The sequence below is a fragment of the Variovorax paradoxus genome, from assembly GCF_029919115.1.
GTDB lineage: Bacteria > Pseudomonadota > Gammaproteobacteria > Burkholderiales > Burkholderiaceae_C > Variovorax > Variovorax paradoxus_O.
This window is the reverse complement of sequence record NZ_CP123990.1, coordinates 4,239,334-4,261,209: the sequence shown is the minus strand read 5'-3', so window position 1 is coordinate 4,261,209 and position 21,876 is coordinate 4,239,334. Positions and strand designations below refer to the sequence as shown.

General features: G+C 65.0%; 18 protein-coding genes and 4 pseudogenes. 13 read left to right on the top strand and 9 right to left on the bottom strand.

The features are described 5' to 3' along the window. Positions 1–106 precede the first annotated feature (106 nt). From QHG62_RS20525 to QHG62_RS20510, 4 genes are all read left to right on the top strand, one after another. Complete coding sequence (locus QHG62_RS20525; RefSeq protein WP_281147521.1) at positions 107–409, top strand: hypothetical protein; 303 nt, start codon at positions 107–109, stop codon at positions 407–409. Between the two features lie 191 nt (positions 410–600). Then, positions 601–1,065 carry a helix-turn-helix domain-containing protein gene (locus QHG62_RS20520; protein WP_281147520.1) on the top strand — a complete coding sequence of 155 codons (465 nt, stop codon included), beginning with the start codon at positions 601–603 and terminating at the stop codon, positions 1,063–1,065. 27 nt (positions 1,066–1,092) lie between these two features. Continuing rightward, a complete protein-coding gene (locus QHG62_RS20515; RefSeq protein WP_281147519.1) occupies positions 1,093–1,641 on the top strand; it encodes a PIN domain-containing protein in 549 nt (182 codons plus the stop codon). 1,146 nt (positions 1,642–2,787) lie between these two features. Continuing rightward, a complete protein-coding gene (locus tag QHG62_RS20510; protein WP_281147518.1) occupies positions 2,788–3,051 on the top strand; it encodes a ribbon-helix-helix domain-containing protein in 264 nt (87 codons plus the stop codon). Positions 3,052–3,093: 42 nt separating this feature from the next. Here the strand turns inward: QHG62_RS20510 and QHG62_RS20505 are convergent. The 4 genes and pseudogenes from QHG62_RS20505 to QHG62_RS20490 all read right to left on the bottom strand — a co-directional run. Beyond that, positions 3,094–3,350 (bottom strand): annotated as a pseudogene (locus QHG62_RS20505) (helix-turn-helix domain-containing protein); the annotation flags it as partial. A 123-nt stretch (positions 3,351–3,473) separates the two neighbouring features. After that, on the bottom strand, positions 3,474–3,884 hold the full coding sequence (locus tag QHG62_RS20500; RefSeq protein WP_281147517.1) for a hypothetical protein: 411 nt from the start codon (positions 3,882–3,884) through the stop codon (positions 3,474–3,476). Further along, on the bottom strand, positions 3,881–4,180 hold the full coding sequence (locus QHG62_RS20495) for a YlcI/YnfO family protein (RefSeq protein ID WP_281147516.1): 300 nt from the start codon (positions 4,178–4,180) through the stop codon (positions 3,881–3,883). Before QHG62_RS20495 ends, QHG62_RS20500 begins: the two co-directional genes overlap by 4 nt. Before the next feature lie 209 nt (positions 4,181–4,389). Further along, positions 4,390–4,760, bottom strand: a pseudogene (locus tag QHG62_RS20490) (integrase); the annotation flags it as partial. 1,026 nt (positions 4,761–5,786) lie between these two features. On the opposite strand from QHG62_RS20490, the gene QHG62_RS20485 reads away from it, so the two are divergent. The 4 genes from QHG62_RS20485 (at position 5,787) to QHG62_RS20470 (ending at position 9,249) form a co-directional block, all read left to right on the top strand. Beyond that, on the top strand, positions 5,787–6,137 hold the full coding sequence (locus QHG62_RS20485; RefSeq protein WP_281147515.1) for a hypothetical protein: 351 nt from the start codon (positions 5,787–5,789) through the stop codon (positions 6,135–6,137). Between the two features lie 28 nt (positions 6,138–6,165). Next, positions 6,166–6,417 carry a hypothetical protein gene (locus tag QHG62_RS20480; RefSeq protein WP_281147514.1) on the top strand — a complete coding sequence of 84 codons (252 nt, stop codon included), beginning with the start codon at positions 6,166–6,168 and terminating at the stop codon, positions 6,415–6,417. Between the two features lie 1,201 nt (positions 6,418–7,618). Then, positions 7,619–8,170 carry a hypothetical protein gene (locus QHG62_RS20475; RefSeq protein ID WP_281147513.1) on the top strand — a complete coding sequence of 184 codons (552 nt, stop codon included), beginning with the start codon at positions 7,619–7,621 and terminating at the stop codon, positions 8,168–8,170. Then, complete coding sequence (locus tag QHG62_RS20470; RefSeq protein ID WP_281147512.1) at positions 8,167–9,249, top strand: PDDEXK nuclease domain-containing protein; 1,083 nt, start codon at positions 8,167–8,169, stop codon at positions 9,247–9,249. Before QHG62_RS20475 ends, QHG62_RS20470 begins: the two co-directional genes overlap by 4 nt. Before the next feature lie 163 nt (positions 9,250–9,412). Here the strand turns inward: QHG62_RS20470 and QHG62_RS20465 are convergent, their stop codons facing one another. Continuing rightward, positions 9,413–15,097, bottom strand: coding sequence for an autotransporter outer membrane beta-barrel domain-containing protein (locus QHG62_RS20465; RefSeq protein WP_281147511.1), 5,685 nt, complete (start codon positions 15,095–15,097; stop codon positions 9,413–9,415). Between the two features lie 772 nt (positions 15,098–15,869). Then, entirely contained in the window at positions 15,870–16,157 is a 288-nt protein-coding gene (locus tag QHG62_RS20460) for a hypothetical protein (protein ID WP_281147510.1), read from the bottom strand. A gap of 169 nt (positions 16,158–16,326) precedes the next feature. Between QHG62_RS20460 and QHG62_RS20455 the strand changes: the two genes are divergently transcribed. The 4 genes from QHG62_RS20455 to QHG62_RS20440 all read left to right on the top strand — a co-directional run bounded on the left by QHG62_RS20455 (position 16,327) and on the right by QHG62_RS20440 (position 18,265). Further along, a complete protein-coding gene (locus tag QHG62_RS20455) occupies positions 16,327–16,506 on the top strand; it encodes a hypothetical protein (RefSeq protein ID WP_281147509.1) in 180 nt (59 codons plus the stop codon). After that, positions 16,503–17,093 (top strand): Crp/Fnr family transcriptional regulator, encoded by a 591-nt coding sequence (locus QHG62_RS20450; protein ID WP_281147508.1) that lies wholly within the window; start codon positions 16,503–16,505, stop codon positions 17,091–17,093. The genes QHG62_RS20455 and QHG62_RS20450 overlap by 4 nt, the downstream gene beginning before the upstream one ends. Positions 17,094–17,195: 102 nt before the next feature. Continuing rightward, positions 17,196–17,603 (top strand): VOC family protein, encoded by a 408-nt coding sequence (locus QHG62_RS20445; RefSeq protein WP_281147507.1) that lies wholly within the window; start codon positions 17,196–17,198, stop codon positions 17,601–17,603. A gap of 353 nt (positions 17,604–17,956) precedes the next feature. After that, positions 17,957–18,265, top strand: a complete 309-nt coding sequence (locus QHG62_RS20440; RefSeq protein WP_281147506.1) for a UBP-type zinc finger domain-containing protein — start codon at positions 17,957–17,959, stop codon at positions 18,263–18,265. Positions 18,266–19,407: 1,142 nt separating this feature from the next. Here the strand turns inward: QHG62_RS20440 and QHG62_RS20435 are convergent. Beyond that, positions 19,408–19,801: pseudogene (locus QHG62_RS20435) on the bottom strand (SOS response-associated peptidase family protein); the annotation flags it as partial. Here QHG62_RS20435 and QHG62_RS20430 point away from each other — a divergent pair. After that, positions 19,799–19,977, top strand: a pseudogene (locus tag QHG62_RS20430) (IS3 family transposase); the annotation flags it as partial. The pseudogenes QHG62_RS20435 and QHG62_RS20430 overlap by 3 nt on opposite strands. A gap of 232 nt (positions 19,978–20,209) precedes the next feature. On the opposite strand, the gene QHG62_RS20425 reads toward QHG62_RS20430, so the two are convergent. Together QHG62_RS20425 and QHG62_RS20420 are read right to left on the bottom strand one after the other, a co-directional pair. Then, positions 20,210–21,025 (bottom strand): response regulator transcription factor, encoded by an 816-nt coding sequence (locus tag QHG62_RS20425; protein ID WP_281147505.1) that lies wholly within the window; start codon positions 21,023–21,025, stop codon positions 20,210–20,212. A 126-nt stretch (positions 21,026–21,151) separates the two neighbouring features. Beyond that, a complete protein-coding gene (locus tag QHG62_RS20420) occupies positions 21,152–21,865 on the bottom strand; it encodes a response regulator transcription factor (protein ID WP_281147504.1) in 714 nt (237 codons plus the stop codon). Between the last annotated feature and the right edge of the window lie 11 nt (positions 21,866–21,876).

Here is a 21,876-nt window from a genome sequence, read left to right as displayed (position 1 = left end):
CAACCGGTCATGCTATCTGACACTCCTTTCTTCATTGCAGCCTGCTCACAGGCATCGCCCAGGAGGCAAGTTGTAAGGACCGGTGGACGAGATTGGGCGCAGTGCCTTGAACTGGTGCCGCTACAGGTGGAAGCTCCGAAAGCAGCGTGATGCCGCCTCGAAGCGCGCGCAGCACGCTGCCGAAGTGCGAGCGGCGACGGAACGCCGGGCCAATGCGAAGACCGAGCAGCTCAAGCAAGCGTTCCTCATGGCGAAGGCGGATGCGCGTGTTCGACAACTCGAGGCATTTCTGGACCCGCTCGAACCAGGCGTCGACGGCTTGGCGCCTCCCTATCCGGACCGCGCCGGTGTTGGATTCGGGCCGTCAAAGGGCAACTTGCCGCCAAGCATCCAGTTGATGAAATGCTGATGCGATGCCTTAGTGGGCCCTTTTGGGTCCCATGACCACCAGACTCGGGCTGCCGGATCTACCCTCTGAATGAAGGTGCCAGCTGACGAAGAGTGCCAGCTTCCTTCCTGCTCCGTCGGTTGCGAATATTGCGTTTTTTGCGTATATTTCGCTTGAGCCGTCGGCCTAACGCCAGCTCTTAAGGATCCAGCATGACCCAGATACTCGACCCAGCCAGCGAAATGGAAGCGGAAATGGCCGGTGCGGCGACGGCGTGCTTGGTTGCAGCCTTGGATCACTCGAAAGCAAAAGTCGTCAAGGTGACCATCGAAGTGGACGGGGACGGAAAAGGTGAAGCGCCCGTGCTGCTGCTGCCTCCGCGTGCCCTGCGCTTCTTTGCGGACGTGCTTCGCCAGATGGCCAAGCGCGAGCCGATGATGCTCGTCCCCCAGAAGTTGGAACTCACAACGCAGCAAGCTGCGGCACTTTTGAATGTATCGCGTCCCTTTGTGATCAAGGAGATCGAGGCTGGCCGGTTGAAGTGCCGGCTGATCAACCGGCACCGTCGCATCGAGTTCGAAGAGCTCATGCGCTACAAGGACGCGCAGAAGCAGCGATCGGCCGGCGCCCTCAAACGATTGAACGACCTCTCCCAGGAGATGGGCGAGGAGCTGTGAGTGGCGGGGAGCGACCAGTACACAGCAGTGCTCGATGCCAACGTCCTGTATCCGGCGTTGCTGCGCGATGTGCTGCTCAGCCTGGCTGACGCGGACCTCTATAGCGCGAAGTGGTCAGTCCACATCCGCGAGGAGTGGACACGCAGCTTGCTACGAGACCGGCCCGGTATGGGAGCTCAGATTGCCACCGCTGCGCAAGCCATGGAGGACGCCATTCCGGATTGCCTCGTCTCCGGCTACGAACACCTGATCGAGGGCTTGAAGCTACCAGACGCTGATGACCGCCACGTGCTGGCGGCTGCGATCACTGGGCACGCGGATGCGATCGTGACATGGAACGAAAAGGACTTTCCCAGGGAAGTACTGGACCCGTTCGGCATCGAGGTGCAGACTCCTGACGAATTCGTCCTCAACCAGTTGATGCTGGAGAAACTCACCGCGCTTGCGGCTTTGAAGCGAATGCGCGAGCGCTGGGCTCGGCCACAGTACGACGCGATCGCGTTGGTCGCCCTGCTCGAAAAGCGCGGGTTGCCCCAGACTGCGGCGCACCTGCGCGATGTCGTGGCACTCATCTAGCCGGCTTGGGGCATGGCGGGGCGTAGCTTTTCCAGATCGTTCGTGAAGTAAACCGCACCGAGGGTAGGACTGTTCTGCTGGTCGAGCAGAACGCACACCATGCGCTGGGGCTTGCAGACCATGCTACGTTCTTCAGCATGGAGAAATCGCGCTGTCTGGGACGTGAGCCGAACTGCTCAGCAGTCCGGACGTTCTCTTTACCTCGCAATAGCAACCATCGGCTACACGCCTGCCGGATCGAAGTCTCGCCAAAGCCCGTCTTCCTTGTCATCAATGTGCTGGCCTTCGGACGCGAGTGGAATGAGCCGGCGTCAGCAGAAAGCATGACCGGCTCGTTCGACCCCTCGGCAGGCTCCTGGTTATCAATTGGGGTCGAAGGAGGCTACATCTCAAGGTGCCGCTGACCCGAAAACCGAATGAGGAGAACTACAAGCATCACGCGCTTCGGCTGCGCTGCGTGCCTCGCGAGGGTCGGCGATTGCTGCGCGTCTAGTGGCAGGAAAGAATGAAGGTTTTGATTCGTCACGGGCGTGAACGATCAATCGTCATGCAGGCACCAAGGCGCGTTGCATCAGGCGCGACGCCGAACACAGGATCGGCATGCCCTCGCATACCGGTGGCACCCGACGCCCCGGTTGCTCTTACGGTGGTCGTGCTTCTCGGGCTCCTCACGCGGGTAGCAGGATGTCGAGGCGCTGTGGGCCAAGCTCGATTTCTATGCCGACAAGCCAGCGATTTGCGGGCGTCAGCGTGCCGCGGATTGACGCTCGCCTGAGAGCTCTCGCCCCTCACCATGTGTACTTCGCCCCAAACCGAACGGTGGCGTTGCGATAGTCTTGCTTGCCCCACTGATATCCGACGTTGCCCCAGCCAGACCAGCCGTTACCCAAATCGGCATTTCCGGGCCTGAAAGGCTCCCGTGGGCGAGAACCTCACATTGCAACGGCAGGTGAGCTGGCGCTCAGATGTGGATGTTGGCCCCGGCATTTCGGCTTCCTGACAGATGATGTGGTCGTCAAGGGTTGATGCCACGGCTGAGGCGTGCTCGAGCCCGTGGGGCGGCGGCCTGCTCACGCGTAGCATTTGACCGTCGAATTGCGACGCCAACGAAGTTGCCAAATTTGCCAAACAACGAAGACTTCCCCGATGAGCAACATGAACATTTTCCTTCCGGAAGCTATGAAATCATTCGTGGATGAGCAAGTGGTCGAACGCGGCTACGGCACGAGCAGTGAATACGTGCGGGATCTCATTCGAAAAGATCAACAGCGGCGCCAGTTGCGCATGCTCCTGGTCCAGGGAGGCCTCTCGGCCCCGGCCGCTGAGGCGGACAAAACCTACTTCGAGAGCTTGCGAGAGAGGGTGCGCATCGCGGGCGGCAAGGCGGTCGACCGGGTCCGAGGCCGGTGAATGCGAAGACAGCCATCCCAAGGGAACTGGCAAACCAAGACATCGATCCCGGATCAGCGCAGTGGCACGCTCGGTGACGCCTGGCGCCAGTTGCTGGGCCGATCTCGCTTGCGCGAGACCAGCCCGGCTACACCTTCGTTCTTGTACCGCTGGACCAGACGCTCGAGTTGGCGTCGACTCAGACCCAGTCGCTGTGCAGCCTGGCCGACCCGCAGCATCCGGTCGACCACCGCCTGAATCGTCTTGAGCCGATCGGCTTCGCGCATCGACATGGTGATAGTTGCCGCCGGTGTTGCCATCGCTGTGCCTCGGATCCAGAAGCTGGACCGGGACAACAATGCGACATTTCTATTCGGTCAAAACACGACATTACTAATCAGCCGCTACAGGAGCGAGCAATACAATGTATGTTATGTTAAATCTCAAACCGGCTTGGTTGTTTGTATAAGCGGTGGTGCCCATCTACGCCGAACTAGGCTGTCCGACCCCTCGGTCCGAGCGCTGATCCCCAGCGTCCTAGTGGTAGTCATCTCCGCGTTGATGACGGATGGCGGCGACCCGACCACGACCTCTCGTTCGCTGATCATTCGAAACATTGCGACGTATTCCGACGCCCCGAACGGAATCACCAACTCGCGCTCAAGCCGGTCAGCGTCAGCGATGCGATAGGTGAACGGATTCTTTTCAAGGATTCGAAATTCCGTGCGGCTTGCCGCTATGGCCCGGCAAGGCAAGTCCCAATCGCCGTACCGCAAAGTGGACTCGAGCAAGAACTCTTCAAGACGCAGGAGATCTTCAAGAGCCTCGCGCGTCAGAGTGACCGCATAGGTCATGGCAGGACGACTCTGCTGGGCCTCTTCTGCGCAAGCTGCGAAACCCTTGCATTAAGGCGTGCTTGCATTGCGTCGAGCGCGTCCTTGGCAGAAAAATACTCGCCGCTCTTCTGAGCTCGTTTCAGCGATTCACGGCCACGCGCAAGGAACTCTTGCTGGGATCTCCGGCGCTGCGCGGACTGCACTGCCGTATTTTCCACAAACTGCGACAGGGTTTCGCCTTGGCGCAGGACGCTCTCGATCTCGTCGCGCACGGATTGCCGCACATGCACGGGAGGCAACTGGGCAGTTTTCATAGATTCGACTGTAGAGCAATTGCTATGCAAACGCCGGTCGAACGCGGCTTGGTTTAGGGCCGAACGACAACGTGGCTGTCGCCTCCTCAAGCACCAGCTAACTGGCACGTTGGCCGTGGGTCGGGCCTGTCTGGTCCTTTGAATTGAGTTCGTGTTCGGGAATCTGCTTCTGGCCGACTGCCGGCGGCTAAGTCGTCCTCAGCGCTCGTCAGTCGCTGGGCGCCCTCCTCGCTCCATCCACCGATCCACTCGATGCCGTCGGCAGTCGAGCGAATCAGTGTCCATTCGTGCTCTGTGAACACCCGGGATGCATCAAGGGTGCCGCCACGGCTTGCTCCCTTGACTTCACGCGAGCAAACGGATTGGCCAGCACATAGCGCTGCTCGATCAGCCAGCGATACAGCGCACCGATCACGGACAGCGAGTACGCCACGGAGCGCGGCGCCAATGGTCCCTGGAACGGGCGCCACTCCGCGGACGTGCGCGGCCGCGCGGTCCCGACCCAGCGGTCCCGCGGCGATGGGCACCGCAGGAAGGCGCGGCAACTCGACCGCTTCGAACTGACGCGCCGGCTTTTTTCCCCGAAGCGACGCCGTGAACTGCTCCACAGGCGACGCGACTTCGTAGATGTAACCCAAATCAACTATTGGTAGAAATTAGTACTTTGGGTTACCCTGAGCTCAATCAAAGCTTGCCGGCAACTTTGATCGAGTAAGCGTCCGGCATCGGAGGATCGAATGCCGTCACTCTTGTTCTTGATGCAGCTTCAGCATGTGCAGCTTCCTGCCCGAATCACATTCCCGGAGGAGATCCGGCATGTCAGTGTGCTCTTGGCGACGGGGTTGATTGAAGCGACGATTGAAGCCGTTGGGGTTTCGACGCGCTACAACGTCCGACCGAGGTTGGCGACAGTGCTTAGCATCACGGACGAAGGCTTGCGGGAGATCGCGACAATGGGGAACCTCCCCGAATATGTAGGCGCGTCCATGGGATTCGCCAGGCGCCTCCATCTGATCTAGGGAATCGCTCGAAGGGGCGCCAGGGTTCACCAAGTCAATAGCTGGAGTTGCCGTACCCCAAGACGCATGGCCAGCCATGCTCGATCGAGATTGCCGTGCCAAAGGCATAGGATTCCGCCGTCACTCGAAAACGACTTTTGGAGGCGCAGCTGAAGTGCAAGCGCGCCATCCTTGCACCATCCCCCGCGTGGTGCCGGGGCAACGGGAGACTTTATGGCAACCTTTGCACAGAAAGCCGGCCCTACTCGCAAGCTCTTTTTGCCGCAGGAAGCGTACGCATTGCACTCGTGTACCCAGAGGCTCGCTGGCGGAGAAATGCGCTCGTGCCCCACCCTCTCAACCCCGCAGGTGCTGGGTTAAACGGTGGTGGACCGCAATGCGCACGCACACGGCCCTCTACGATGCCTGGGTCCAAGCGCAGGATCGGGCGCTTGTGGCGCAGCGAGAACTCTGCAGGAGAAGCTCGCAACCCGGTCCTGCGTTGCCCGAAGAGGTTAGCCGCGTAACGTCGCTGTGGGCCGAAGCTTCAGAGTTGTTAGGCCGATTGGTGCAAGACAACTCCGTGCCTGAAAGGGGGCACGGGCCCGATGATCCACGCGCTTGAACCTGCTCTCATTGACATTCGATCCGAAGCCGGCATTCCCGCAGGCATGCGGATTGCCCGGGCCGGGTGCATGGAAAAGCCCTACGCGTATCTTTCGGACCTGCGTGCGCACGCCTCCGAAGCCAGACGGGATTCAACCGAGCTGCAGCGACTGCTGGTCGCGAAGATGCGCGACAGCGGCCCGATCTCCCAGCAAGAGCTGTTCGCGGCTCACGCCATCATGCGGCTTGCCGCCGCGGCGCAGTCGCTGTACCTCAGCGAAGTCACGCGCTGCCACTCGGAAACTGGGAACGCTAAAGCGGCCAGCCGATGGAGGAGACTGCGGGGGCGATAGCGCGGCTGCTCTACACCAGGAGGCAATCATGGACGGAGACACCGCCCACTGCAGTAAAGAAAAGTGCCATGCCCACGCCGAGTTCGAGCGCATCGCTGTCAAGCTCGGGCTGGTACAGGCCGGCGAAGCAATGGATCCGGCGCTGCTTGCGTATGGCCTTCGGGTCGCCGAACTCTGCGCTTCGATCGGGGACCACTACTCGTCGGTTGGCAAGGGCAATGCGGGCGAGCACATCCGCTCTGTCTATGGCGCCCGAGGCACCTTCTCGACTAAGTCGTAAGAACAACTACCCGAAGCGGGCCGGCTCAGTGGGAGTTAGACCGCGCGCGACTTGGCGCTGCGGTGCCCGTGTTAGACGTGCAGCTCGATCACGGCGACCTTACCACTCTCTTCCTGATGGAGGGGAGCTTCGATGAAATCGCAGCGTATTGCGAGAGCGGGCCCAGCTCATTGGCCATTGCGCCCGCTCGTCTACCTGAGGCAGGAGAGCGTGGAGCGCGCCGTGCGCACCGTTTGCGCGGAGCGGGGGGAGGCCTGGGTGAAGTATCAGGGCGACTGGAAGTTGAAGGGGCCTAACGCGGTGCGCCGGAACTTGATTGGCCTTGAGATCTCATCGCCCTTTACGAGGACTACGGCACATCATCAAAACAGAATACCGTAAGGTCAATTAAGAGAGTAGGGTCGGGAACGTTCAAAGTTTTCTCGCTATCTCTCGCAATCGCGCGGCAGCTCGAGTCGTATTAGGAGCCCGTTGGGCTTCGCCACCGTCCTCACCCGGTCCTCGCTGCGCTCGGCTGCGGCTTGCGGGCGGTCCCTGGACAGCGTCCCGGGCGCGCTATGCGTCGGCCAAGAGGCGGCTTCGAACGCAGAGTTCACGCGGACAGCCCGAAAGCGCCTGCACGCGACGCCTGCGCCGCGCCGCCGAAGGCGCATGCCGACGAGGCCGCTGCGAAGCGCACCTGCGCCCCATGTCAGGAACCGCCGAGGCGGGCGGCCTGGCCGGTGACCGCCGTGCAGACACGGCCACTTCGCGAGCGCGCGCCGGTTCCCCGCTCGACGGCCCCTCGGCAGACCTTCGAGCGCGTCGGCGTCCCGTCATCACCGCCTCGGCGCACCGAACGCCCGTCATGCCACACGCAGGCGCGCCCAGCGGTGCCACGGTCGAGCTCCGCGAAGGCTCGAGTGATTCGGCCGCTGCGTCCACTGTTCCAAATCACAGTCGACAGCGGCCTGGAACTTCGCATGCGCACGGCAGAACCGCCGCACAACAGAGAACACACACGAGGACAAAGAAGAGGCGGAACAGAAAGAAGGCGACCGGCCGGTCCACCGAGGCTCACGAACCCCGGCTTCGGGCCACCTGGCTCAAGATCGCACGGACCCACGACGACATCGGGGCCCTCCGCGTCGATCGCCTCCGCAGCCAAGTGGTCCGGGGATCGAACGCGGACATTGAACTCGGCTATTTGCAGAATCGGGCAATGAAAAAAAGCCGGCTGGCCCATCTGGCCTCGTCCTTCTCCGCGCAGGGCCTTGCGTCGACGCACCGGCCGAGCGCAAGGCACTATATTTCCGGGGTGTCTGCCACCACGCCCATCCCGTTTGACCTCGCCCGCTTCATCGAGGGCCTGATACGCCGCCTCGACGGCATGCGGCCATCGGCAGCGCGCGCGGCCAGTCGCACACAGCACGCGCACCGGGGATCGGGCGGCGCAGCGATGGATCAGCGGGCGCGCGACCTCCAGGCGCTCGTCCCGCGGACCGCCCGGTTTTCCGCGGTGCGCCTCCGAGGCGTGCGCCATTTCCGCCGAAGCGGCACCGCACCGGACCGTCTCGCACAGGCTGTGCGAGACGGTGGCCGCAAGGCCGGGCGCCCTCGGGGTTCCAGCGTGCTCGCGGCCGTCGATGCCGGGCCCGTCGGACGGCACGACGCGCGCGCACGGCCTGCGAAGGCAGGCACCGGGGCGCCGGCCGGCGAGAACGCGACCGGCAGCGCACGCGACGTCATCCGGGTGGATGGGGTCGCGTCATGAGCCAGGGCGGTCCATCGCGGCGCCGCACGCCGGCCACCACGGCGGAAGCGGGCTTCGGCGAAGTGCTCGACCTGATCCAGGGTGCGCGGCAGCGCGTGGCCAGGGCCGCCAACGCCGAAGTGATCGAGCTCTATTGGCGCATCGGCCAGTACCTCCATCGGCGCATCGAGGCCGACGGCTGGGCCAAGGGAACCGTGGAGCAGCTGGCCGCCTACATTGCCCTGCGCGAACCGGGGCGGCGCGGCTTCTCGGCCCAGAACCTGTGGCGCATGCGGCAGTTCTTCCAGGCCTATCCGCCCGGCTCCAAACTCTCAACGCTGTTGAGAGAAATCCCCTGGTCCTCGCACCTGCACATCCTCAGCCGCGCCAAGCGCGAGGAGGAGCGCGAGTTCTATCTGCGCATGACGGCCCAGCAGGGCTGGCAGGTCCGCGAGGTGGCGCGCCAGATCGACAGCGGCCTCTTCGAACGCGCCCTGCTGCAGCCACCCAAGGTCTCAACGGCGTTGAGAGAAATGCAGCCGCAGGCTGCGCAGCAGTTCAAGGACGCCTACCTGCTGGATTTCCTGGCCCTGCCCGAGCCGCATACCGAGGCCGAACTGCACCGCAGCCTGCTGATGAACCTGGGCCGCTTCCTCACCGAACTGGGAAGGGACTTCTGCTACATCGGCAGCGAGTATCCGGTGCAGGTGGGCAGCCAGGATTTCGCGCTCGACCTGTTGTTCTTCCACCGCGGCCTGAACTGCCTGGTGGCCATCGAACTGAAGGTCACGGCCTTCGAGCCCGAACATCTGGGCAAACTGAACTTCTACCTGGAGGCGCTGGACCGGGACGTGAGGAAGCCGCACGAGAACCCGTCCATCGGCCTGCTGCTGTGCGCCAGCAAGGACAGCGAGGTGGTGGAGTACGCGCTGAGCCGCACGCTCTCGCCTGCGCTGGTGGCGCAATACCGGATGCAGCTGCCGGACAAGGGGATGCTGGCAGCGAAGCTGCACGAGTTCTATGCCTTGAGCGCACCGTTGGACACGGCATCGGACACCGCCGCGCCGCGTGCGGCCCGAAGCAGGAAGCGTCGATCCTGACCTCCAGTCCGATCGGAAAACGACGGCCTGAGCCAGCCGGGCTGCCAGCGGTTGGAGGGAGCGCGAGGCGGCACGCCGGCAATGAGTCCTCCCATCTTCACCCCACGGTGATCCCCCTCGGAAAAAAGCGGCCTTGGCGCAGCGTTGTTCGCGCGGGCCTTCGTTACCACTTCACACGTACGCCGATCGACCCGTTGATCGAGCTCTTCACCTTCGCATTCCCACCCGAAGACCAGAGCTTTCCGATTTCGCCGTAAAGGCTCGTCGTCTGCCCGAGGGCCAACGTGAAGCCGCCTGCCAGTTCCGTGCTCGTGCCGCCGGTCGGCGCCTCGATGCCGGTGCGGGTCGCGCCATGGAGGAAGTGCGCAATGTCGGTGCCGCTCGAGGCCTTGTAGACGTTGAAGCGGCCATAAGGCTGCAGCGCGCCGATACCCGTGTCGATCTGGCCCTTCACGCGAACGCCTGCGCGCGCGATCCAGCCGCTGTCGGCGTCGGGTTGCACGGCGGCGCCCACGATGGTCGAGTTGCCCAGGTCGAGGCGCTGGTGGATCAGTTGCAGTTGCGGTTCGATGCGCCAGCCGCTCCCGCCCAAAGCAAAGATTTGGCCGACTTCGAGCGAGCCCAGCAGGCTGTTGCCCTTGCCCTCGGCACCCATGCCGATGCTCGATTGAACGGTGTAGCGATGGCGGGCCGACTGCACCACGGCATCGGCGTAGAAGCCGCTGTCGCCGGTGTAGGTGCCGTAGACCCCCACGTACTGGCTGCGCAAGTCGGCACGGCCGGCTCTCAGGTGATTCACGCCGCTTGCGAAGCCGCTGACGCTCGCGTCGCCATCGAGCTGGCCGACGTAGAGGCCGGCGCGCCAGTTCGGCGTCGTCAGCAGGTCGGTGCCGGCCTGGAAGCCGGTCCATCGGCCCGTGCTCGTCGGCGAGACCGTACCGCCCTGCCGGATGTCGATGTCGCTCGACAGCACGCGTGCCCACGCGCGGCGGTCCGCGCCGGTCGGCGTGGTGGCGGTGCCCTTCACATCGTCATCGCCCACGCGCTTGCGCAGGTCGCCCAGCATCGCGAGATTGCCCTGGCGCAGCTGGTTCGGCAGCGCCGCGTACAGGGAGGCTTCGGCGCGGTACGTGATGACAGGCGCGGCCGGCGGCGTGGCGCCGGGGATGCTGGAGCGCAGGTACCAGTTCTCGCCCGCGCCGCTCGCATCCGCTGCGTAGAGGCGGTACTCGTAGGCACCAGCGTTCACCTGGCCGCCCGCGAGCGTGAAAGCATCCTTGGTGGTCTGTGCGGTGGTCGTCGCGCCGTTCAGCGCGGTGATCACCTCGATGCCGTCGCCGCCAGTGAGCGCGCCCAGCCCACCGAGATTGGCGAACTGCACGCTCGTCTTTCCGCTCGCCGTGCCGCCGTTGATCACGAGGCGGTCCGACGGGCCCGTTGCGTTCAACGCGGTGCCCAGCCTCAGCACGCCGTTGTTGCCTGCATAGTTGCCATTGACCGTGAGCGTCGTGCCCGGTGTGGCGCCCATGAGCGAGACCGTGCCGCTGTTGGCGAGCGAGGCGACCGTCTGGTTGAAGCCGGCGAGGTCGAGCGTCGCACCCGCAGCCACGCTGTGCGCCGAGCTCGCGCTGAGCGTGCCGGCCGAGCCGGCCTTCAGCGTGCCTTGGGCCACGTGGGTTGCGCCGGTGTAGCTGTTGGAGCCGAGCAGCGTCAGCGTGCCCGTGCCCTGCTTGGTGATGAAGCCGCCGCCGCTGATGCCGCCGCTCAGCGTGCCGTCGAAGGCGCCGGTGTCGATGACCGGGTCGTTCTTGCCGGTGAGCTGGATCGCATTGGCGATGTTCAGGCCGTCGGCGCCGAAGCCCAGCGTCGTGTCGTCGTCCATCGTCAGCACACCGCTGCCCAGCGCCTGGTCGTGGGCGACGTTCAGCCGGCCCTGGCGCAGCGCGGTGCCGCCGGTGTAGGTGTTGGCGCCCGACAGCGTGAGCGCGCCGCTGCCGACCTTGACGATCGAGCCGCCCGTGCCCGAGATTGCGCCAGAGATTTCGGTGTCGGCATTGAGCCCTCCGGTGGTCAGCGCCTTGGCACCGAGGATCACCTCGCCCGCACCGCTGAGCGAGCCGATCGAGATGCCGTCCGCGGCGAGCGAGCGGATGCGTAGGCGCGCACCGGCTTCGTTGACCACCGTGGCCTGGTCGGCGGTGGCGTTGTCGAAGACGTCGATCAGGCCGCCGCTTCTGTTGATGAAGCGCGCCTGTCCCGCGCTCGCGTTGTCCAGCAAGTTGATCTGGCCATCGGCGAAGTTGGTGATGGTCGCCTTCCCCGCCGTGGCGTTGAACGAGAAATTGCTGAGGCCGCCATGATTCTCGATGACCGCGTTGCCGGCGCTCGCGTTGTCGCGGAACTCGGCCGCGGCGCCGTTGTTCATGACGAGCCGGGCGCTGCCCGCCGAGCTGCTGCCACCGAAGCGCACGAAGCCCGCATTGCCGGTGCCGCCGCGCTCGGCGGCGGTGATGGTCACGCCCCCCGCGTCGGCGCTGCCGGTGAAGAGCAGCGAGGCATTCGCCGCCACCGATACCGGCCCGCTGCCGAGCGCGCCCGCCACGGCCGCTTCGAGCGAGCCCGCGTTCACGGCCGTGCCGCCCGTATGGCTGTTGGCCGCGCCGAGCACCAATGTGCCGCGCCCGGTCTTGACCAGCGCGCCGTCGCCCGAGACCGCGCCGTTCAGTCCGAGCACCTGGATCGGATCGACTTCGACGCCCCCGCCGCCCGCGCCGAGCGTGACCGCCCGGTGGGTCGCGAAGCCGCTCGTCGCGCGCAGCGTGCCGCCGTCGAGCGTGAGGCTTTCGCCGGCCGCGCCCAGGTTGTTGTCGGCCGCCACCTGCAGCGTGCCAGCGCGCACCGTGGTGCCGCCGGTGTAGCTGTTGGCCCCGCTCAGCACGAGCGTGCCGGCGCCGGTCTTCGCGAGCCCGTCGCTGCCTGCGATGGAGTTGGCGATGGTAGCGGTCCAGCCGGCGCTCGCCGAACTGCCGTCGCCCACGCGCACCTCCACCGGTGCGGGATGGCCGGCCTTGGCCGCCAGCATGAGGGTGCCGCCCGAGACGCGGTAGCCATCGCTCGCGAACTGCATGCCGCTCGCGGCGACCGGGCCGTCGGTGGTGCTGACCGCCACGTTGCCGGCCGCGCCGCCGAAGATCGCGAAACCGGGTTGCGGCTGGAGCGGTCCGCTCGCCACGCCGCCTTCGTCGGCCCAGTTCGGCTGCGTGGCCGACCAGATGCCGTCGCCGCCACCCAGTTGCGACGGGCTCGCCAGCCCGTTGCCATTCCAGAAGTTCAGCGTATAGCCCGCGGCGGTGATGAGGTTGATCTGCTTGCTGCTCGTCAGGATCTGCACACTGCTGCCCGCAGGCGGCGCGAAGCCGCCGCCTGCGATCGTCAGCCCGCTGCCCCATGTGAAGAGGTTGTAGAGACCCGGCCCCATGCCGCCCGCATTGCGCACGTTCAGCGTGGAAGCGCTGATGGAAAGATGGCCTCCGACCGAGACGCTGTCACCCTGTCCCGGCACCGACGCGACGCCGCTCGGCGCGCCGAAGTCGAAATCGAGCTGGCTGCCTGCGCCCAGCGTCAGGTTGCCGCCGATGCGCAGCGTGCCGATGCCGTTGCCCGCTGCAGGGTCGCCGGGGGCGAGATGCGCGCCGCCGCCGATCGTCACATCGCCGCCGATGCTGCCGAAGCCGCCGAGCGTGGCGCCCGAAGCCACGTCGACCGCGCCCGCGATGCGCGCACCGCTGTCGGCGGCGGTGGCGCCCACCGACAACCGGCCGGCCTGCACGACAGTCGTGCCGGTGTAGGTGTTCACGCCGTTGAGATAGAAAGTGCCGCTGCCCTGCTTGAGCAGCCCCCCCGAGCCTTCGATCACGCCGCCGAAGACCGCATTCGCGGCACCGACGGTCCGCAGCGTCTTGGCGCCCAGCAGCACGCGCCCATCGCCTGCGAGCGACCCGATGGTGGTGCCCGCGGCGTCGAGCCCGGCAATGCTGAAGGTGGCGCCGCTCGCCACATCGACCGCGCTGCTGCCGATCAGCGAGCCGGCGCCCGCGAGGGCCAGCGTGCCGCCCGAGACCGACGTGCCGCCGGTGTAGGTGTTGGCACCTGCGAGGGTCAGCGTTCCCGTGCCGGTCTTGAAGAGCGCGTTGCTGCCGTGGATGCTGCCGCTGAAGTTGCCGTTCGCGGCACCGGCCAGCGTCAGCGACTTCGTGCCCATCTGCACCGTGCCGCCGCCCGACAGCGTGCTGACGGTCATGCCCGCGGCATTGACGGCCGAGGCATCGAAGCTCGCGCCGCCGTTCACCAAGAGCGCACTGCCGGTGGGCAGCGCGCCGTTGCCCGCGAGCATCAGGTTGCCCTCGAAGACGGTCGTCGCGCCTTCGTAGGTTGCCGCCTCGCGCAGCGTGAAGCTGCCGGCACCGTCCTTGTGCAGGTTGCCCCGGCCTTCAATCACACCCGAGAAGTCGCCGGCCTGCACGCCCACCGCACTGGCTTCGATGGTGCCGGTGCTGACGCGTCCGTTGCCCTGCAGGTTGCGGATCGACACCGGATAGGCGAGGCTGTCGTTGAAGTCCAGCAACGCGCCCGACGCCACGTAGGTGGTCGGCGCGACCTCCACCATGCGCGCCAGCATGCCGCCGTCCGCACGCAAGGTGCCGTGGTTGACGCGCAGGTCGCCGGCGTTCAAGAGCCCGCCGTTGTCGCTCGCGATCTCCACGGTGCCGTTCTGGCCCGGCGCGCCGATGTTCAGGTCGGCGCCGAAAGCGATCTCGCCCGTCAGGCGCAGCGTCGTGCCCGGGCTGGCCGCGAACGTGGCTGCGCCGGCGAGATTGATCGGGTTGGCCACGCTCATCGTGGCGGTGCCCTGCAGTTGTCCATCGGCGATCAACAGCGCGCCGGTTCCGAGTGCCGACGCATGGCCGAGGGCCAGCACGCCTTGGAAGAGGCGCGTGCCGCCGCCGTAGGTGTTGGCACCCGAGAGCGTGAGCGTCCCCGGGCCGGTCTTGATGAGCTCGCCGCCGCCCGAGAGCACGCCCGAGAGCGTCGCGCTCAATCCATTGGTGTCGAGGGTGGAGCCCGCGCCGGTCAGCGTGGCGTCGATGCCGGTGTTCAGGTCGGCGCCGCTCACGCGCAGTGTGCCGCCCGACCAGTTGAACGCATCGCTGGCCACCGGCTTCGCGGGCACCAGGCCGTTGTCCCCGCCCGTTTCGAGCGTGCCGCCGGCGTTGAGATTGAGCGTGCCCACGCCACCGGCGTCTGCGCCGAGTTCGATCACTTCCGCGCGGACCGTGCCGCCGTTGGAGACCGTCAGCGTGCCCGGCGCGGAGAAGCCCACGAGCAGGCGGCCCGCGTTGAACACCGAATTGGCGCCGTCGACCAGCATCGTCGCCGGGCCCGTGAATCCGAACATCGATCTGGCGACGGTGAGCGTGCCGCCGTTCGTCACCGACGCCGAGCCCTCGGTGTCGGCCTGCGTGATGGTGAAGAAATTGGCCCGTGCGACGACACCGCTGCCCGAGACCTGCGCCGTGCCGGGACCGAAGACGACCACGTTGTCGGCTGCCGTCGGCACCGCGCCGACGTCCCAGTTGCCAGGGTTGAACCAGCTGCCCGCCACTGGCGACACCCACACGAATTGCGCCTGTGCCCGCGCCGGCGGTGCAGCCGCGATGAGCAGCGCGGCACCCACGGCCAAGGCGCAGCCGAGCGCCGGACGCCCCCCGGTCGATGCCTTCGCGGTTTCGGAAACGGCTTGGCGGGCGCCGGTGCGGCGATTGACGACGATGCGGTGGGTACGGTTCATGGCATGGCCACCCGGACGCAAGCCGGGCCAGAATGGTGGGGAACACGGAAGTGGTCTGCGCCTTGCGCGTTCACTCGCGGGGCGCTTCTCCCCGAATTAATCGGTTTTTTTTGTAGCCGATTGTTACGTGTCACCACGATTTCTGCAAATTGGAGGGATGGGGACAGCGTCCGTGGCAGCCCGGCACCGGAGCAGCAGGCATCCAGCTTTCCCTGCCTGGACCGTGATCGGTCGTCCAAGGCGCTGTGCTCAGGATGGGGTCGGTACCCGCCTCATGCGCAAGCCACCGGCGCCGCAGGACGATGAAGGCGCCGATCTCGTTGCGACCGCTTGTGGTCCTTGAAGTGCTTTTCGACCGCCTCGGCACGGCTGCCCACGGGGATCCCCTGCGTGTGAACTGTCCATCGACCACCGGGTGGACGCGAGCCCTCAAAGGTGACGTGGCCCGAGCAGGCGCGTGGGCGGCGGGTTCGCACGGTGCAGCAATGGCCGCTCGCAACTCGCGCGAGCCCTGCTTTCCGGACTGGCCCGTCCTGGCTGACGACGAGCGGCGGGACGGGCTCCGCGTCGTCGTGCCGCCGGCGCCAAGGTTCGACGACCACCCTGTCAAGGTTTTGCGCAAGCGGTCCTCTAGCACCCCAGACCCGCTCCCCGCGGGCGGGCTGCTGGAGGCCAGGCAGGCGCGCGCCGGCGCGACGAAGGTGCTGGGGTTCGCGAAGAAAGGCCAGATGCCTCGAGGAACGCGCTGCGAACGTCAAGTCACTGCCCCACCTCAGCGCGTTCCGCTCGCGTTTTTCTCGCGCGGTTGATTGCTGTCTGACAACTGTTCCGAGGGTGGGCCGAGTGCACCGCTGTCTCCACCCCCGCTTTTGGAAGTGCCGCCGCGGCGGCTGTTGTTGCCGGTGCCGGAGTAGATCTCGTCGTCGTCGAAATTGACTTCGGCTTCTGCGCCGGCGTCGCCGCCGCGCACTTGGCCGCGCGACCGGGGATTGGGACCGTGAGGGCCGATGGGATCGAGACGGCCCGCTTCGTCGCCCGGATCTTGTGCTCGCTTGGGCATGGCTGCTCCTTTTTCATCATCTCGGCAAAATGCCGAGCCCCAATGCTCGCGGCAACGCTGGAGTGTCCTGTGGGCTGAACGGGATGGCCGCTGTAGGAATTGCGCTTAGGTGCCCCGGTCTTGCCGACTTCGGACTTGCGCAACGCGGCCCGGCCATGGAGGTAGCTCGATGAACCGCGAAGACCTGGAGCACACCAGCCGGGCAGCCTACGACGCCACGGGCGAGTACGTCTTCATCATCCGGCGTTGGGTCAAGTTGCTGCGCGCACGGGCCACGACATTTCAGGCCACGACTGATGATGCACACTGCGCCAACACTGCGATTGGCCCGAACAGGTGGATTGAATGAGCGCCGATAAATTCTTTCAAAAAATCCGCACTTACGCAGACCTCTCCGAGGAAGCACAGCGCGCCTGGGCACCGCTCTTGCGGCAACGGCACTACCGCAAGGACGAGTCGTTCATCGTGGCGGGCGAAGTACCGACCACATTCGCGTTCGTGTCCGAGGGGCTGTTCTCGCAGCACCACGTCGGCCCGGACGGCAACATGGTGATCAAGTATTTCTTCCCGGAGGGCCGCATCGCCGCCTCGGTCAGCGCGACCTTGCTCAGCCAGCCCAGCCTCTTCACGATCACTGCGATCGAGGACAGCACCGTTCTGGAGTACGAATTCGCTGCGTTCAGAGCACTCGTGCGCAGCTTTCCCGACGTCGCGGCGTTCTACATCCGATACTTGGAGCGTCACTGGATCATCGAGAAGGAACCGGCCGAGATCGCGTTCCGCCACGACACCGCCATGCAACGCTACCGCGACTTCATCCGCAGGGAACCGGAGCTGCACAAGCGCTTGAAGCAGCACCATGTCGCGGCATGGCTGGGCATCACCCCCGAAAGCCTCAGCCGTCTGCGCAAGGCCATCGCGCTCGGGGCCGGCTAGGCGCGGCGCACGTCTTACCAAACGTCAATGCGTGGCGCAGTGACGATTCGTATGGTTCGGACAGGCGAGCAAGGGTGCTCGCCCCAACCTGCGGAGACTCTCATGACCAAGTCGATTTTCGTGAACCTGCCAGTGGCCGATCTGCCCCGATCCAAGGCCTTTTACGAGGCGCTGGGGTTCGACAACAACCCCCAGTTCACCGACGACACCGCCGCCTGCATGGTGTGGAGCGAGAACATCTGCGTGATGCTGCTCACCCATGCGAAATGGCGCAGCTTCACCAGCCGCCCGCTTCCCGCCGCAGGCTCGAGCGAGGTGATGCTCGCGATCACCTGTGAGAGCAAGCGCGCGGTCGACCTGATGAACGACGCCGCGGCGAAGGCGGGCGGCACTGCCGACGTCAACCCCATCCAGGATCTGGGGTTCATGTACAACCGCAACCTGGCCGATCCGGACGGCCACGTCTGGGAAGCCCTTTGGATGGACCCGATGGCGATTCCGCCGCAGTGACCACGGCTACCTTGGTCGCTTCCACAGGGGAACATGGGTGCCCCGACTGCCGCCTTGGCGCAGGCCGAGCTGGCGGGGACCTCTCAGCGTGGCTGGCAAGCGGCAACCGTGCTGTCCCAGACAAGGAGGGATAACGGCACGACCGAAACGACGTCGACCCGCCATGGGGTCGGTGGCGCTCTGTCTACCGTGAGACTGCGAGAGGCGCTGATCCGTTTTGCAGTCGAAGTACAGCGCGAACCTGTCAGACCCCTCGGGCGCCCTCAACGAACACCGAGGTTTCCACTGGCCCGTGTCTTTGCGCAAGGCCGTGTGTCGACCTCATCTCACCCGATGAACGCTATGCTTTGCGCATGAGCAAGCACTGCACCCATACCGATGCGATCCACCATGTCACGCCCAGTGCCCTTGGGTGCGAGGAATGCCTGAAGTCAGGCAGCCCCTGGGTGCACCTGCGGCTGTGCCGGACCTGCGGCCACGTCGGCTGCTGCGACGACTCGCCCAATCGCCATGCGCGCGCGCATTTCCACGCCACCGGCCATCCGGTCATCGAGGGCTACGACCCGCCTGAGGGCTGGGGCTGGTGTTTCATCGATCGCGTGGCGCTCGACCTGGGCGATGACACCACGCCGCAGAAGGGACCGATTCCGCGATTCGTTTGAAAGGCGGAGGCATCGGTTTGTGAACACGCATTCAAGCCGACGTCGGTTTGGCGATGAGTGATCGCTATGCGCAGCGCCCTCAGCCGAACTGCCTGGCGCTCCTCTTTCGTGTACCGCTGGGCTCCGCGACCACGGCCCCCGTCGTCTCAGCGTCCTTACTCTTGGAGCGGGAAGTGACGCTGGCTTCGAGCGTAAAAAGCCCTCCAGAGAGAGCCGTCATCCAATCACGGCGCCGCGCTCTATGAACGCGTTCGCAATACGAGCGAGCTTTCGCATCAGTGTTTGATGTGGTCCGCAATAACGCCACCTCATGTGCGGTCGGCTCACCTAGGATGTAAATCAGCAAGTGGCCATGGGTTTGGTCACTCGCATACACCAGCGCTCGATCACTCACCTTTCGTGATCGTCTCCGCCACTGAAGATTCCACTTCACAAGCGCAGCAGTTTCCAGGGGGACCAGATGGACATGTTCCAGTCCAGCTGGGGCAACATACGAGCCGTCTTTTCCAAACAAGTAGTTGGAGTACTCCCCAGCCAAGCCGAGCGATTTCCATTGGTCAAATTCGGCAGCGAAGTTGTCCGGATCTTCGCCCAAAGTGGTGAGTTGCCGACGCAAGGCTTGCGTGCAACGAGTCGCCAACGGAGGCTCGGCTCAGTCGATGTGCGCGAAAGCGTCTAGCGCGGACTCAGCCGTAAAGAGGTGCGCGTTAGCCGGGTCTGCGATCTTGCGGAACGTGTTGTACGTCTGATCGCTCACGCGCACGACTGTCTGTGGACGCTTCTTCAGGACGCGTACTGCGTAGCTCGCCCGCCCCGCTCGACGCGTAGGCGTGAGGTGCTTCTTGAGGGCTGTAACGGTGACTACGGCGGTCGTCATAAGTTGCTGTTCGTGGTCTTAACTTCCAACGGAAGTTATTTTCCCTAATTAACGTTTTTGATAGTAGGTCAAACGCCATGCCCTTGGGAGTACCGTAGATGATGCGGCCTCCAAGAGTTTCAACTTTTCCCTGGTTCCTCAGTTGACATCCCGTCAGCACTACGCCGCAACATTGAGGACGGGAGCCTGTCGAACGAGAGACTCGCGGCCGAGGCGCCCAACAATTAATGCCGTTAATTAGAGGTCCTCCTCCTCCTGCCATTCATCACGCCACCGGCGCAGCATCGAACTGTCCAACGGGCGGCACCTTCAACATCGTCTTCGCTTCCTCGACGGTGCACGTCAGCCAGCGGTCGAAGTCGTGCGCCTCAAGCGGAATCAGTCGGCGCTTGTCCTGCTGGTCTGGCGAAAGCTTCGGGTCGGCTTGTGCATGCGCCCCATGAGCGGGTGGCCATCGGCGTTCAACGTCAGCATCGTGCAGTTGTCCCGCACCTCCCCGGTTTCCTTGTCGATCCAGGTATTCCAGAGCCCGGCCAAGCCCCAGGTCGCACCATCAGCACGCCGAAAACGCCACCAGACGTTCTTGCCCGTTTCCCAGTTTGGTTCATCGAAGCTGGCGCCGGAATGATGCAGCGCTTGCCGCGCGCCCAAGCGTCCTTGCTGTGGGCTATTCGGGTCAAGTCCCCAAGTACTCGAAGGCGCAGAAGGAGACGGCTGTCGAGCACTACCTCACTCATGATCGCTGCATTGCTGCAACGACGAGGATCTTGGATTATCCGGTCGGGGGACGTTGACTGAGTGGGTTCGCGAGGCGCTTCCTGAATCGAGGAAGGCCACGGCGAGAGTGTCTTGGACTTGCGACATAAACCAGTCCGAGTTTTATCCCCACCCCCGCTGGGTCAAATTTCGGCGGCAATCAATACCAAGTTGTCACTGCGTCGGAAACTGGTCGCGCGCTCAGCTGGGGCGCCGTTGTCGTCGAGCAGACCGTGGAAGTACTGGAGAATCTCGCGGCCCACCACGTCACATCGAACGCAACCATGCGCCGCTGGAATGCCGCTTTTTTTTCACGCGCCGCACGCACAATCGCGACTCAGTTGCCGATACGCCGCAGGCGTGCTGCCGAAGCGTTCCTTGAACGCCGTCGTGAAGTTCGCGGCACCCGAGAACCCAATCGCGTGCGCCACGTCCTCGATGCTGAGCCGCGACTGGGCGAGGAGATGCTGGGCGCGCGACAGCCGTTCCTCGCGCACGAACTCGAGCACGGTTCGCCCCGTGTGGGCACGGAATGCCCGCGTGAGCCGCTTCTCGTGCGTGCCCACGCGTGCGGCGAGCGCGGGCAGCGGTGGGATGTTCGCAAGGTCGCGCTCAATGAGCCGCTGCGCGGCCGTGGCGATCACGCGGTCCAGCTTGTAGGGCACTTCCTCTTCGGACTCCGACGGTCTGCGGCGCGCCTCGGCGACACCGTCGCGCGGTTGCGCGCCGCGGCGTGCGAGCGCGAGATGGACCGAGATGCGGACCAGCACTTCGTCGGGTTGGAAGGGTTTGAGGATGTAGTCGACGCCGCCCTCTCGCAGACAGGTCAGCCGCTCCTCGAGCGTCGCGCCTGTGGTGAGAAAAATCACCGGAATGTGCGCTGTGGTTTGATCCGCCTTCAGCAGCCGGCACACCTCGAAGCCGCTGGTGGCTCCCAAGTGCATGTCAAGAAGAATCAAGTCCGGCTGCAGCACTTCGGCGCGGCGGTAGCCTCCGAGCGCGTCGAAGTCTAGGCTGATGCGATGGCCGGCGCGACGCAGCGGGGCAAGCAGCACCTGGAGCTCCTCGACGCTGTCGTCGATGACCATGATGTGCGCACGCTCGGAAGATTGGAACCAATAGGACATGTAGATGCGGCGCGTTGCGCGTACCGCATGTTGCAAGCCCTGATTGTTTGTTTCATGCGCCCTTCCTGACCTTTTCTGACGGTTCCTGACCATGCGCGGCCCCGGGCGCCCCGACAGAGCGCAGCGTCAGTTCGCCAGCACGTACCCTGTGCCGCGCACCGAATGCAGCGGCAGGCGCATGCCGAGCTTCGCGGCCTTGCGCCGCAGCCGGCTGGCGATCGCATCGATGCGGTGCTCGTCGAAATCGAACACGTCGCCACCAAGCGCGCGGATCAGGTCGTCGCGGCTCGCCGCTGTGCCGCGCTGCCCGAAAAGACAGCCGAGGAAGGCGCGCTCGCTCGTGGTGAGGGCCATCTGCCGCCCTTCGGGGTCGCCCAGGATCCAGTCGCCCTCGAGCAGGCGCCAGCCGGCGGGTGCGGGCGGCGAGGTCGCTGCGTCTCCCTGCGAGGCGACCGTGAGTCGCCGACCGACGGCGTTGAGCGTCTCGGCCAACTCCAGCATGTTCACCGGCTTCACCAGGTAGGCGTCTGCGCCTTCGCGCAGCCCCAGCAGCCGGTCCTTAAGCTCGCCCCGTGCGGTGACCAGTACCAGTCCCAGCCGTCGCTGCACTGCGCGCAGATGTGAAACGATCGCGAGGCCGCTCTCGCCCGGCAAGCCGATGTCCACCACGGCGATGTCGCAGGGCCGGACCGCGAAGGCCTTGTAGAACGACGGGGCGTCGCCGAAGCCTTCCACCTCGAAGCCGAGCTCTCCGAGTGCGAAGACGGTTTCTGCACGGATGTCTTCGTCGTCCTCGATCACATGGACGAGAAGACCGGTACGCTGGCTCGGGGATGGCATGGCCCGGAAAG

Coding starts and splice junctions, on each gene's coding strand:
- QHG62_RS20520 (WP_281147520.1), top strand. CDS start 601: ATGACCCAGATACTCGACCCAGCCAGCGAAATGGAAGCGGAAATGGCC.
- QHG62_RS20510 (WP_281147518.1), top strand. CDS start 2,788: ATGAGCAACATGAACATTTTCCTTCCGGAAGCTATGAAATCATTCGTG.
- QHG62_RS20500 (WP_281147517.1), bottom strand. CDS start 3,884: ATGACCTATGCGGTCACTCTGACGCGCGAGGCTCTTGAAGATCTCCTG.
- QHG62_RS20495 (WP_281147516.1), bottom strand. CDS start 4,180: ATGAAAACTGCCCAGTTGCCTCCCGTGCATGTGCGGCAATCCGTGCGC.
- QHG62_RS20485 (WP_281147515.1), top strand. CDS start 5,787: ATGATCCACGCGCTTGAACCTGCTCTCATTGACATTCGATCCGAAGCC.
- QHG62_RS20480 (WP_281147514.1), top strand. CDS start 6,166: ATGGACGGAGACACCGCCCACTGCAGTAAAGAAAAGTGCCATGCCCAC.
- QHG62_RS20475 (WP_281147513.1), top strand. CDS start 7,619: ATGAAAAAAAGCCGGCTGGCCCATCTGGCCTCGTCCTTCTCCGCGCAG.
- QHG62_RS20470 (WP_281147512.1), top strand. CDS start 8,167: ATGAGCCAGGGCGGTCCATCGCGGCGCCGCACGCCGGCCACCACGGCG.
- QHG62_RS20465 (WP_281147511.1), bottom strand. CDS start 15,097: ATGAACCGTACCCACCGCATCGTCGTCAATCGCCGCACCGGCGCCCGC.
- QHG62_RS20460 (WP_281147510.1), bottom strand. CDS start 16,157: ATGCCCAAGCGAGCACAAGATCCGGGCGACGAAGCGGGCCGTCTCGAT.
- QHG62_RS20455 (WP_281147509.1), top strand. CDS start 16,327: ATGAACCGCGAAGACCTGGAGCACACCAGCCGGGCAGCCTACGACGCC.
- QHG62_RS20450 (WP_281147508.1), top strand. CDS start 16,503: ATGAGCGCCGATAAATTCTTTCAAAAAATCCGCACTTACGCAGACCTC.
- QHG62_RS20445 (WP_281147507.1), top strand. CDS start 17,196: ATGACCAAGTCGATTTTCGTGAACCTGCCAGTGGCCGATCTGCCCCGA.
- QHG62_RS20440 (WP_281147506.1), top strand. CDS start 17,957: ATGAGCAAGCACTGCACCCATACCGATGCGATCCACCATGTCACGCCC.
- QHG62_RS20425 (WP_281147505.1), bottom strand. CDS start 21,025: ATGTCCTATTGGTTCCAATCTTCCGAGCGTGCGCACATCATGGTCATC.
- QHG62_RS20420 (WP_281147504.1), bottom strand. CDS start 21,865: ATGCCATCCCCGAGCCAGCGTACCGGTCTTCTCGTCCATGTGATCGAG.